The organism is Streptomyces sp. ISL-43, from assembly GCF_018614195.1.
Lineage (GTDB): Bacteria > Actinomycetota > Actinomycetes > Streptomycetales > Streptomycetaceae > Streptomyces.
This window is the reverse complement of record NZ_JAGGOT010000071.1, coordinates 22605-34247: the sequence shown is the minus strand read 5'-3', so window position 1 is coordinate 34247 and position 11643 is coordinate 22605. Positions and strand designations below refer to the sequence as shown.

9 protein-coding genes and 2 pseudogenes are annotated in these 11643 nt (G+C 71.1%); 5 read left to right on the top strand and 6 right to left on the bottom strand.

The features are described 5' to 3' along the window. Positions 1–5 precede the first annotated feature (5 nt). From J7F03_RS34035 to J7F03_RS34015, 5 genes and pseudogenes are all read right to left on the bottom strand, one after another. A pseudogene (locus tag J7F03_RS34035) lies at positions 6–1579 on the bottom strand (IS1182 family transposase). A gap of 65 nt (positions 1580–1644) precedes the next feature. Continuing rightward, positions 1645–2871 (bottom strand): arginine deiminase, encoded by a 1227-nt coding sequence (locus tag J7F03_RS34030; RefSeq protein WP_214956412.1) that lies wholly within the window; start codon positions 2869–2871, stop codon positions 1645–1647. Positions 2872–2917: 46 nt separating this feature from the next. Beyond that, the gene (locus tag J7F03_RS34025; protein ID WP_251072911.1) at positions 2918–3394 is read right to left on the bottom strand and encodes a hypothetical protein; all 477 of its coding nucleotides are present in this window, start codon (positions 3392–3394) and stop codon (positions 2918–2920) included. A 179-nt stretch (positions 3395–3573) separates the two neighbouring features. Then, the gene (locus J7F03_RS34020; protein WP_214956408.1) at positions 3574–6144 is read right to left on the bottom strand and encodes a polynucleotide kinase-phosphatase; all 2571 of its coding nucleotides are present in this window, start codon (positions 6142–6144) and stop codon (positions 3574–3576) included. Then, a complete protein-coding gene (locus J7F03_RS34015; protein ID WP_214956406.1) occupies positions 6141–7670 on the bottom strand; it encodes a 3' terminal RNA ribose 2'-O-methyltransferase Hen1 in 1530 nt (509 codons plus the stop codon). The genes J7F03_RS34020 and J7F03_RS34015 overlap by 4 nt, the downstream gene beginning before the upstream one ends. A gap of 139 nt (positions 7671–7809) precedes the next feature. On the opposite strand from J7F03_RS34015, the gene J7F03_RS34010 reads away from it, so the two are divergent. The 4 genes and pseudogenes from J7F03_RS34010 (at position 7810) to J7F03_RS33995 (ending at position 10316) form a co-directional block, all read left to right on the top strand. After that, entirely contained in the window at positions 7810–8544 is a 735-nt protein-coding gene (locus J7F03_RS34010; protein WP_214956404.1) for a cytochrome P450, read from the top strand. Then, positions 8463–9107: an MFS transporter gene (locus J7F03_RS34005; RefSeq protein WP_214956402.1), complete on the top strand. Its 645-nt coding sequence runs from the start codon at positions 8463–8465 to the stop codon at positions 9105–9107. Before J7F03_RS34010 ends, J7F03_RS34005 begins: the two co-directional genes overlap by 82 nt. Next, positions 9104–9478: pseudogene (locus J7F03_RS42815) on the top strand (MFS transporter); the annotation flags it as partial. The gene J7F03_RS34005 and the pseudogene J7F03_RS42815, both read left to right, overlap by 4 nt. A gap of 133 nt (positions 9479–9611) precedes the next feature. Continuing rightward, the gene (locus J7F03_RS33995) at positions 9612–10316 is read left to right on the top strand and encodes an HAD family hydrolase (RefSeq protein ID WP_214956400.1); all 705 of its coding nucleotides are present in this window, start codon (positions 9612–9614) and stop codon (positions 10314–10316) included. Between the two features lie 88 nt (positions 10317–10404). Here J7F03_RS33995 and J7F03_RS33990 read toward each other — a convergent pair whose 3' ends face one another. Further along, positions 10405–11046, bottom strand: a complete 642-nt coding sequence (locus J7F03_RS33990) for a MerR family transcriptional regulator (RefSeq protein ID WP_214956398.1) — start codon at positions 11044–11046, stop codon at positions 10405–10407. A gap of 83 nt (positions 11047–11129) precedes the next feature. Between J7F03_RS33990 and J7F03_RS33985 the strand changes: the two genes are divergently transcribed. Beyond that, entirely contained in the window at positions 11130–11636 is a 507-nt protein-coding gene (locus J7F03_RS33985; RefSeq protein WP_214956396.1) for a DUF4188 domain-containing protein, read from the top strand. The last annotated feature ends 7 nt before the right edge of the window (positions 11637–11643 follow it).

Sequence of the window (11643 nt, the reverse complement as noted above, 5' to 3'; positions counted from 1 at the left end):
CGTCGTTATGTGGCGGGGGCGATGGCCCAGGTCCTGTTCGTGCGGGTGAGGCCGAGGTTGATCAGTCGGCGGGGTTGAGGGCGGCGGCGCGGTTGTGGAGCCAGGTGTTGTTCTTCAGGACGCCCCGGTAGGGGACTCGGCGGTTGCCTCTGGCGACGAGCCAGGCCATGGCGCGTTCGACTGGTGGTCGCCAGCGCCGGTATTCGGCCTGCCAGTCGGGGTCGGCGGCGCCTTGGCGGGCGGCTTTGAGGCGGTCGTAGTGGGCGTGGACCTGGAAGGCCCGGCCTGTCTTGGAGCGGGTGCACATCTCGCGCAGCGGGCAGGTGTCGCAGCGTTTCTTGAACTGGGCGGTGCGGGCGCCGTTGGGGTCGGGGCGGCCGAGCGGGACGGTGTGGCCGGCTGGGCAGGTGACGGTGCCCGCGGTGGTGTTGACGTGGAAGTCGTCGGCGGTGAAGCCGCCGGGGACGGCGGGCCGTAGTGGTGGCGGCTTGATGACGAGGGTGTGGCCGTCGGCTTCGAGGGCTTTGCGCAGGTCGCCGGTGCCGTAGGCGGTGTCGCCGAGGACGGTCAGGTCCTCGGCCTCGTCGGCGAGGAGGGTCTGGGCGATGGCGGCCTCGTGGTTCTCGGGGCCGCTTCCGACGGTGAGTTCGACCTCGGTGAGCAGGCCGGTCTCGGGTTCGAAGGCGCCGTGGGCGCGGAAGCCCTCCTGGTGGCGGGTGCGGTTCTTGTGGATGTGCCGGGCCTCGGGATCCACGGTGGACACCACCCGGTCGTAGACGGTGCCCCGGGCGATGCGCCAGCGCCCGTCACGGCCGTCGGAGCCGTCGGCGACCTCGACGTCCTGCCCGGCGACCAGGGCCAGCAGGCCGACCGCGTCGGCGGCCTTCTCGTCCAGCTGCCGCTCGGGCAGACGGCCGAGCAGGTTGAGAGCGTCGGTGACCAGGGCGTCGACCAGCGCGGCGCGGGCGGCCTCGTCGTTCCAGGCGATACGGGGCTTGCCCGGGTCGGTGTAGTCGTGGGCGGTGCACCACGCCGTCGCGATGCGCTCGGCGCCGGGGACATCGCGGATCACCCGGCGGATCGCGGCGACGAGCTGGGTGACGGTGTCCTGGGTGGCCACCGCGTCGTCCAGCACGGTGGAGTCCAGCGCCCGCCGGCGCTTGCCCTTGAGCACGCCGGTGGCCGCCACGACCTCCTTGACCTTGGTGAACAGCCGGTTCGGATCACTGGAGCGCTGAAGACGGCGCCGGAAGTACGTCAACAGCGACGGGTCGAACGCGGTGTCATACAAGCCCAGGCCGCAGGCGGCCTTCCAGCGCAGGTCGCAGCGCAGTTCCTGGACCGTGTCGAAGTCCGACAGGCCGTGCAGGCTCTGCAGGACCACCGCCGCGGCCAGGACCTGCGGCGGCAAGCTCGGGCGCCCGTTCGCCGACGGGTACATGTCCGCGAACATCGAGCCCGGGAACAGCACCTCCCGGTGCTCGGCCAGGAACGCGAACACGCTCCCCGCCGGGATCAACTCCCGGCAGGTCTCCCACACATCCGGCCCGACCAGCTCCCCATCCCATTCCCCCTGCACACACAGCAGTCTGGCCCCACGCCAGCCGGCGTGAGGCCAGAACCTGAAAGATTTTCAGCGATCTCCTAGGCCCCGTCCCGCTCCACCGGACAGCTCATACAGCGCGGCCCGCCGCGCCCCCGCCCCAGCTCGCTGCCCGGGATCTCGATCACCTCGATGCCCTCCTTGCGCAGATGGGTGTTGGTCGTGACGTTGCGCTCGTAGGCGACGACCACACCCGGCTCCACCGCCAGCACGTTGCAGCCGTCGTCCCACTGCTCGCGCTCCGCCGAGTGCACGTCCTGCGTCGCGGTCAGCACCCGGATCGAATCCAGGCCGAGCGCCGCCGCGATCGCCCGGTGCATGTGCTCCGGCGCGTGGTCGGTCACCTTCAGCTCGCTCAGCCCGTCGCCCGGCTCGATCGTGTAGGAGCGCAGCATGCCCAGGCCCCCGTACTGAGTGAACGTATCTCCGTCGACCATCGTCATCACGGTGTCCAAGTGCATGAACGCCCGCCGCTTGGGCATGTCGAGCGCCACGATCGTGGTCGCCGACCCGGCGGCGAACAGCCCGCGCGCCAGCATCTCCACCGCCTGCGGGGTGGTCCGCTCGCTCATCCCGATCAGCACGGCGCCGTTGCCGATGACCAGGACGTCACCGCCCTCGATGGTGGAGGGGTAGTCGGCCTGCCCCTGCGACCAGAAGTGGAAGGCGCCGGAGGCGGTGAAGAGCGGGTGGTGCTTGTAGATGGCCTCGAAGTGCACGGTCTCGCGCTGCCGGGCCGGCCAGCGCATCGCGTTGATGGACACCCCGTCGTAGATCCAGGCGGAGGTGTCGCGGGTGAAGAGGTGGTTGGGCAGCGGCCCCAGCAGGAAGCCGTCCAGGTCCAAGGCGTGGAAGCGGACCGACACCGGCTCGGCGTGCCGCTCCAGGAACTCCCGCTTGGTCATCCCGCCGACCAGCGCCTCGGCCAGGACGGTCGAGTCCAGTCCCTCGAAGGCCGACCGCAGGTGGTCGGTGGCGAGCGGACCGTACTCCTTCTCGTCGAAGACCCGGTCCAGTACGAGGCGTCTCGCCTCCGGGATGTCCAGGGCCTCGCGCAGCAGGTCCCCGAAGAGGTGGACCGCGACGCCCCGGTCGCGCAGTACGTCGGCGAAGCCGTCGTGCTCCTGGCGCGCCCGGCGCACCCACAGCACGTCGTCGAAGAGCAACGCGTCCTTGTTGCTCGGTGTGAGCCGCTTCAGCTCCAGGTCGGGCCGGTGGAGGATGACGCGGCGAAGCCGCCCGGTCTCGGAATCGACATGGAATCCCATGCCGTACACGTTCGCAGACCGGGCGGCTTTTTGACGTGGCGTCGGCTCAGCGGGGGGTGCCGAGGCCGAGAAGCGCCGATGGGGCGCCGACGAGCGCCGGGGCGGTGAGGCCCAGCTTCGGGGTGGTCAGGTTCGGCAGCCCGAAGTTGGAGGCGTCGGGCATCGTCAGCGGGGAGCCGACGATCGCGCCGGGACCGTCGGCGATCAGAGTGGTGGCCGGCGACGACACGGAGCCTTCGCCGTCCGTCTCCGGCCGGCCCAGCAGGTTCGGCACCGGCGAGGTGAGGAGGGTGTCGCCGAGCTCGGTCTTGACGGGGATCACGGGGAGCAGGGGGGTGGGCAGCATGTCCCCGGTGTGGAACCGGGGCGCCTCGGGCGCGCCGACGACCGGCAGCGGGACCGCCGTGGCCAGGCGCGGGGCGGCCACGCCCAGTGAGGTCTCCACGGCGTCCAGCGGGACACCCACCGGCACCGCGTCGGCCACGGCCGGGGTGGCCGCGCCGGCCGCTGCCATACAGGTCATGAGTGCCGCAATGCTTCCGCGCGCGGTCATCTTCATAGGTGACGTTCCGTCCTTCCAGGGTCGCGGACATTCCGCTGCCCTGGATGAACGATCCCGCCCGGGGGTTTCCCGGAGTTCTCCGCGAAAGTTCCCTCATACGACCTAATGAGCGGCCGTACGGGGGCCCTTCCTTGACGCCGTCAGAGCCGCGGGTCCACCGGCTCCGACTCCAGCGCGAGGACCGCGAAGACCGCCTCGTGGACCCGCCACAGCGGCTCCTGCGCCGCCAGCCGGTCCAGGGCCTCCAGCCCGAGCGCGTACTCGCGCAGGGCGAGCGAGCGCTTGTGCCCGAGGTGGCGCCCGCGCAGCCGCTCCAGGTGGTCCGGCCGGGTGTACTCCGGACCGTAGATGATCCGCAGGTACTCGCGGCCGCGCACCTTGACGCCCGGCTGGACCAGGCGGCCCTTGCCGTCCTTGGCGTACGCCTGGAGCGGCTTGACGACCATGCCCTCGCCGCCGGAGGCCGTCAGTTCCAGCCACCAGTCGGTGCCCGCCCGTACCGAGGCCTCGTCGGCCGTGTCCACCAGGATCCGGCCGGTGCGGCGCAGCAGTCCGGTGCCGGACGCCTCATCGGCGGCGACGAGCCGGTCCAGCCAGAACAGCTGCTCGTCGTGGGGTACGGCCGCCAGCGACCGCCCGGCCACCGCCAGCAGCTGGAACGGGGCGAACCGTACGCCGTCCAGCCCGTCGGTGGTCCAGCAGTAGCGCCGATAGGCCTCGGTGAACTTCACCGCGTCGGCGGCCCGCCCGCGCTGGCGCTCCAGCAGCTCCGCGGTGTCGATGCCCCGGGCGCCGGCCGCCTCCAGGGCGGCCAGGGCGTCCGGGAAGACGGCGGCGGAGGCCGCGCCCACGGCGGCGTACTGGCTGCGCAGCAGTCCGCCGGACTTCAGCGACCAGGGCAGCAGTTCGCCGTCGACGAGCAGCCAGTCGGTGTCCAGCTCCTCCCACAGCCCGGCGTCGGTGATCGCCGCGCGCAGCCGGGTGAGGACCTCCTCGGTGACCTCGGACTCCTTGAAGAAGGGCCGTCCGGTGCGGGTGTAGACCGATCCCGTGGGCCCGTCCACTCCGAAGCGCTCGCGGGCCGCGTCGGCGTCCTTGCAGATCAGCACGGTGGCGCGGGAGCCCATGTGCTTCTCCTCGCAGACGACCTGGGCGATGCCGTCCTTGCGGTACTGCGCGAAGGCCTCGGCCGGGTGCTCCAAGTAGCCGTCGATCTGTGAAGTCGCCGTGGGCGCCATGGTCGGCGGGAGGTACGGCACCAGGCGCGGGTCCACGGCGAAGCGGCTCATGACCTCCAGGGCGGCGGCCGCGTTCTCCTCGCGGACGTTCACGTTGCCCAGGTGGCGGGTCTCGACGACCCGGCGGCCGTTGACGTCGGCCAGGTCGAGCGGGCGGCCGTCGTGCCCGCCCGGCGCCTCGGTGGCGAGCGGCTTGACGGGCTCGTACCAGACCTTCTCGGCCGGCACGTCGACCAGTTCGCGCTCGGGCCAGCGCAGCGCGGTCATCCTGCCGCCGAAGACGGCTCCGGTGTCGAGGCAGATGGTGTTGTTGATCCAGGCGGTGTTCGGGACCGGGGTGTGGCCGTAGACCACGACGGCCTTGCCCCGGTAGTCCTCGGCCCACGGGTAGCGCACGGGCAGGCCGAACTCGTCGGTCTCGCCCGTGGTCTCCCCGTACAGGGCGTGCGAGCGCACCCGGCCGGACGTGCGGCCGTGGTACTTCTCGGGCAGCCCGGCGTGGCAGACCACGAGCTTCCCGCCGTCGAGGACGTAGTGGCTGACCAGGCCCTTGATGAAGGCGTGGACCTCCTCGACGAACTCCTCCGGCTCCTTGGCGAGCTGCTCGATGGTCTCGGCGAGGCCGTGGGTCTGCTGGACCTTGGATCCCTTGAGGTAACGGGCGAGCTTGTTCTCGTGGTTCCCGGGCACGCACAGGGCGTTGCCGGAGCCGACCATCCCCATCACGCGGCGCAGTACGCCGGGACTGTCCGGGCCGCGGTCGACGAGGTCGCCGACGAAGACCGCGGTGCGGCCCTCGGGGTGGGCGCCGTCCTCGTAGCCGAGCTTGGCGAGCAGGGTCTCCAATTCGGAGGCACAGCCGTGGATGTCACCGATGATGTCGAAGGGGCCGGTGAGGTGGGTGAGGTCGTTGAAGCGCTTCTCCAGCACCACCTCTGCCGACTCGACCTCCTCCGGCGTCCGCAGTACGTGCACCTTGCGGAAGCCCTCGCGCTCCAGACCGCGCAGCGAGCGGCGCAGGTCCCGGCGGTGGCGCTGGATGACGGCGCGGGGCAGCTTGGCCCGCTCCGGGCGGGCCGCGTTGCGCTCCGCGCAGACCTCCTCGGGCATGTCGAGGACGATCGCGATGGGCAGGACGTCGCACTCGCGGGCGAGCTGGACCAGCTGCCGGCGGGACTCGGCCTGGACGCTGGTGGCGTCGACCACGGTGAGGCGCCCGGCGGCGAGGCGCTTGCCCGCGATGTAGTGCAGGACCTCGAAGGCGTCCTTGCTTGCGCTCTGGTCGTTCTCGTCGTCGGCGACCAGGCCGCGGCAGTAGTCCGAGGAGATGACCTCGGTGGGCTTGAAGTGGGTGCGGGCGAAGGTGGACTTGCCCGAGCCGGTGGCCCCGATGAGGACGACGAGGGACAGGTCGGTGACGGGAAGTACGCGCCCCCGGTCGGTATCGACGGCGGTGTCGGTGGTGCTGGTCATGCTGCCTCGCCCTCCTTCGGGGTGTCGGTGGTGCGGGTGCCGGTTGCCAGGGTGTCAGTGGTCCGGGTGCCGGTTGCCTGGGTACCGGTTGCCTGGGTGAAGACGGCCATCTGGGTCGGCGGCCCCACCTCGGGGTCGTCGTCCCCGACGGGCACGTACGCGACGGTGTAGCCGTGCCGGGAGGCGACCTGGCCGGCCCAGGCCCGGAACTCCGCGCGGGTCCACTCGAAGCGGTGGTCGCCGTGCCGGACGTGCCCGGCGGGCAGGGTCTCCCAGCGGACGTTGTACTCGACGTTCGGCGTGGTCACGAGGACGGTACGGGGACGGGCCGAGCCGAACACCGCGTACTCCAGGGCGGGCAGCCGCTCCGGGTCCAGGTGCTCGATGACCTCGCTGAGCACGGCCGCGTCGTAGCCCACGAGCCGCTTGTCGGTGTAGGCGAGCGAGCCCTGCGTGAGGCGGACGCGGGAACTCTGCCGCTCCCCCATCCGCTCCAGCCGCAGCCGCTTGGCGGCGACGTTCAGCGCCCGGACGGACACGTCCACGCCGACGATCTCGGTGTACGCCGGATCCGCCAGGAGCGCCTGCACCAGCTGGCCCTGGCCGCAGCCGAGGTCGAGGACGCGGGCGGCCCCGGCGTCGCGCAGCGCGGCGAGGATCGCCTCTCGGCGGCGCGCCGCGAGCGGCACCGGCTTCTCCTCGGTGTCGCGGGACTCGTCGACGGCGTTGTCGATCTCCTCGACCTCGCTGCCGTCGGCCTCGGCCAGGCGGACCAGTTCCAGGCGCTCCAGGGCGTTCTGGGTCAGCCGCTTGTGCCGGGCCAGGTAGCGGGAGGTGATCAGGCCGCTCTCGGGGTGCTCGGCGAGCCAGCCCTCGCCGGCGCGCAGCAGCTTGTCCACCTCGTCGGAGGCGATCCAGTAGTGCTTGGCGTCGTCGAGGACGGGCAGCAGGACGTACAGCCCGCGCAGCGCGTCGGACAGGCGCAGCTCACCTTCCAGGACCAGGCGCACGTACCGGGAGTCGCCCCACCCGGGGAACGTCTCGTCGAGCGGGACCGGCGTGGCCGTGACCGACTCCCAGCCGAGCGGGCCGAACAGCCGGTGCACGAGGTCCGCCCCGCCCCGGGCGGGCAGCGCCGGGATCTCGATGCGCAGCGGGCGTACCTCGTCCGTCAGCTCCGGCCGGGCGGTGCACTGGCCCGCCAGCGCGCTGCGGAACACGCCGCTCAGCGCGACGGCCAGCAGCGAGGAGGCGGCGTACGGGCGGTCGTTGACGTACTGCGCGAGCGCGGCGTCGGGCGTCCCGCCCCGGCCCTTGCCCTGGCCGCGCCGCACGAGCGCGACGGGATCCACCTCCAGGAGCAGGCCCGCCGTGCACCGCTCGGCCGTGGCTTCGGGGTAGAAGACGTGGGCGGTGCCGTGGGAGGTGGAGAACGACTGCGCCTTGCCGGGGTGCTTGTGCAGCAGGAAGCCCAGGTCGGTGGCGGGTCGTTCAGGGGAGCCGGTGGTGGAGATCGTCAGGAACACACGGGCGATTGTTCCTGGCCACGGGTGCTGTCCGCGCCCCATTTTCCGGCGGCGCCGACCGCCGGCCGCCGAGCACGGCCGGCGCGGCGGTCGCGAACCCCCCTAGTGCGACGGCGGGTTCCTTAGGGGCTGCAAAACCTTGATCGCCTTCGAGCCTTCGAAATACGCCTCCACCTGGATGATCTACAACGACCGTCCGCACCACACCCGGTTGCGCGGCCAGATCAACCGAGCCTTCTGGGTCAGCGAGATCGAGGCCGTACGCCCGGAGATCCGCAGGATCGTCTCGGCCGAGATCGAGCGCCTCGTCGCGGACGGCGCGAAGACCGCCTTCGATTTCGTCGAGGACATCGCCCACCCGATTCCGGCCCTGGTGCTGTGCCGCATGCTGGGAATCCCCGAAGACAAGATCGGCGCCTTCATCGGCTGGTCCGACGACATCTCCGCCTTCATGCAGGACTTCGTCGTCTCACCGGTTCCCGACGCGGCGATCAGCGAGCAGACGCGCGGAAGCATGAGGGAGATGTTCGACTACCTCGCCGGGATCATCGGGGAGCGCCGCGCGAATCCGCAGAACGACCTGATATCCCGGCTGGCCCCCCAAGTCACCGAGGAAGGCGCGGAACTGGACGATCGCGAGATCATCGCGCAGGTCATCCGCCTGATCTTCGGCGGGCACAAGGTTCCGCAGTTCCTCCTGAGCAACTGCCTGCACCTCCTCTTCTCCCACCCCGACGTCCTCGACGAGGTCCGGCGCGACCCGGAGCGGATCGCCGAGGTCGTCGAGGAGGCATGCGCCTGGAGGGGCCCGTCCAGTACGTCACCCGGCACGCGAGCAAGGACATCGAGCTGCACGGGCGCACCATCGAGGTGAGCCTGTCCATGTCGGTGGGCCTGCTGGCCCGCGCCGCCTCCGTCTCCGTCCTGTTCCCGGCCCTCTGCCGGATGTTCCCCCTCGTGGGACTCGCCCGGGTCCTGCCGTGGTTCTCCGCGGCCCTGAGCCTCCTCTATCTGGTTCCGCCCACCCTCTCCTCGATCCTCCTGGCCTCCATACTCATCGGCGTCTTCTTTCCCCTGCTGATGCCGCTGAACGACACGGTCGCCACTTTCGGAAGTTCGAACGGGCTGATCAGCTACGGAAACGTCCGGTACTGGGGTTCGGCGGGATTCATCGCCGGACTGGCGGTCACGGGCGTGGCCACGAGCCGGTACGGCGCCGGAATCGTCGTGGTGGTCTACATCTGCGCCTGCGCCGTCATGGCCGTCACGGGAACCCGGAATCCCGACGTGGGAACGGCGTCTCTCGGCATTCCGGCGAAGCGCTCCTGGCGGACCCTCCTGCGCAATCGGGTCTTCGTCCTGAGCCTGGCCCTGTCGTTCCTGCTCCAGGGGGCACACGCCGTCTACTACTCCTTCGGCGCGGAGAGGTTCCGGTGACGGGCCTCTCCGGGGTCGGCGTGAGCCTGCTCCTCGCCTCGGCCACCGTCGCCGAACTCCTGCTTTTCAAATACCTCTCACAGAGGCTCGAAAAGCTTTCCGTCCCCGTGCTCTTCGGCATCGCCGTGGCCGCATCGGTCGTCCGGTGGTCCATATCCGCGGCCGACCCGCCCCTGGCGGTCACGGTCCTCCTGCAGATCCTGCACGCCGGCTCTTTCGCCGTCACGCACTTCTCGTTCGTGAAGAGCGTCCGGTCCTTCGTTCCGCAGGGCGAATGGGCCTCCGCACACGGGATCCACGCCGCCGTGGCCATGAGCCTCGGAGGCGCCTGCGTCACCGCGCTGGCAGGCCCTTTGTACGCGATGTCTCCGGCCGTCGCGTTCCTCGGGATGGCAGCCGTCTGCCTCCCCTGCGTCCCCCTCCTGTACTCCCTCGCCGCCGCGTCCGAAAGGCGGCTGGGGCAACACCGTCACAGACGAAAACCCGAAAGGAACTCGACCCGAGATGAGCACATCGCAAGGTGCGGCGGGACACATAGTCTTCGACTTCAACGGCACGCTGCTCGACGACAACGCGGCCCGCCTCCGCGCCGTCAACGACTCCCTGGTCGCCCTCGGGGTCGCCCCGATCGGCATGGCGAGGTACCGCCGCGCCTTCTGCGTCCCCGTCCCCGACTTCTACGCCCGACTGCTCGGCCGGCCCCTCACCGCCGCCGAATGCCAGACGGCGGACGGCGTGTTCCAGCAGCGCTACCCGGATTACGCGAAGACCGACTCGCGCCTGATGCCGGGCGCCTTCGACGCCCTGCGCACCTGGTCCGCCGCGGGCCACACCCAGTCCCTGCTGTCGCTCCACAGCCACGACGACCTGCGCGACGAAGTCGCGCGGCTGGGCCTGGCCGGCCGCTTCACGCTCGTCGACGGCCGCCGCGGCCCCACCGGCGGCAGCAAGGCGGAGAGCATGCGCAGGCACGTGAAGCGCCTTCCCCTGCATCCCTCGCGCATCGTCGCGATAGGCGACACCCAGGACGACGCCCGCGCCGCGGCCGCCGCCGGCATCCCCGCGGTCCTGCTGTCCAGCGGCGCCCAGCTCGCCGACACCCTCGCCGGCGCGGGCACCCCGGTCGCGCACTCCTTCGCCGAGGCGGTCGACCTCGCCGCCGGCATCCTGGGGATCGACCTCGACGCCTCGATGTCGTACGCCGCCTGACCGGCCGCCACCTGCTCGGTGCCGCATGGCCGGTGCCGCACGGGCTCTTTCGGCGGCCGCCCGCGGCCGCCGAAACGCTCGGGCCGTGTCAGATCCCGTAGCGCCGGGCCGACTCCTCCTCCTGCGCCAGCCGGTGCAGTGCCTTCAGCACAGGCTGGATGAGGATGACCGCCGCCACCGCGGTCTCCACCTTCTCCGACTCGGAGGGGTAGGTCTCCACGAAGTCCATGTCGCGTACGGCCGCCCGGTGCATGAGCTCGGCGTACGGAGCCATCAGCTCGGCGTCCCACGGATAGCCGAGGCGCAGGAGCGTGGCCACGGCCACCACCAGCGACCGGTGGACCGGCGACAGGTCGCTCAGCTCCCGGGCCGACGACCAGCCCAGCGTCTCCAGCAGCCGGTCCACCTCGCGCCGCGCGGTGATCACGGCCTCGTCCTCCTCGTCCGGCTCGGGCCCCTGCGGCAGTGCCCACAGCGCGGCGCCCATTCGCATCGTCCGGCCCAGGGACTCGTCGTCGACGTGCGCGAGCACTTCCCGGGCCTTGGCCACCGGGATCCCGCCGACCTGGATCAGCGCCCGCACCAGCCGCAGCCGCCGCAGGTGGCTCTCGTCGTACTCGGCGGTCGTCGCGCTGATCCGGTGGCCCGGCGCCAACAGCCCTTCACGCAGGTAGTACTTGATCGTCGCGGTCGAGACGCCACTGCGTTCGCTCAACTCCGCCAGTCGCATCTCTTGAACCTTTCATTGGGGAGTGCCACTATCCAATCGTGCACGGACAGTGCCGCTATCCAACCAGGCGAACGGGAGGCAGAGTGTCCGCGAAGCCGGTACGGGGCCACACCACCGCGGCAGCCGAGGGCGACGTCGTCGTCCTGCTGATCGGAATGCGCATCAACCACTTCTGGGCCGTGCACCACTGGGTGCCGGTCCTGTTCGCCATGCCCCGCATGCTCCGCGAACTGGCCCGGGACAAGAGCCGGGGACTGCTCGGCCACGTCCTGCTGACCGGTTCGCCGCGCACCTACTATGTGGTCCAGTACTGGGAGTCCAAGGAGAAGCTCTACGCGTACGCGGCGGCCCCGGACATGTTCCACCACCGGGTCTGGGCGATCATCAACCGCAAGGAGCGCGCGGGCAAGGTGCGCGGGCACGTGGGCCTCTGGCACGAGTCGTACATCGCGCCCGAGGGATCGTACGAGTCGATCTACGCCGACATGCCGCCCTACGGCCTGGCCGCCGCCACCGGAATGCTCCCCGTCGAAGCCCGCGGCCGCCGCGCGGCCGACCGCTTCCGCCACCGTGCGGACCGGGAGACCTGAGCGCTGT

What these genes read in the sequence shown, in the direction of transcription:
- J7F03_RS34005 (WP_214956402.1), top strand. Translation starts at nt 8,463, where the DNA reads ATGCGCCTGGAGGGGCCCGTCCAGTACGTCACCCGGCACGCGAGCAAG.
- J7F03_RS33995 (WP_214956400.1), top strand. Translation starts at nt 9,612, where the DNA reads ATGAGCACATCGCAAGGTGCGGCGGGACACATAGTCTTCGACTTCAAC.
- J7F03_RS34030 (WP_214956412.1), bottom strand. Translation starts at nt 2,871, where the DNA reads ATGGGATTCCATGTCGATTCCGAGACCGGGCGGCTTCGCCGCGTCATC.
- J7F03_RS33990 (WP_214956398.1), bottom strand. Translation starts at nt 11,046, where the DNA reads ATGCGACTGGCGGAGTTGAGCGAACGCAGTGGCGTCTCGACCGCGACG.
- J7F03_RS34025 (WP_251072911.1), bottom strand. Translation starts at nt 3,394, where the DNA reads ATGACCTGTATGGCAGCGGCCGGCGCGGCCACCCCGGCCGTGGCCGAC.
- J7F03_RS34020 (WP_214956408.1), bottom strand. Translation starts at nt 6,144, where the DNA reads ATGACCAGCACCACCGACACCGCCGTCGATACCGACCGGGGGCGCGTA.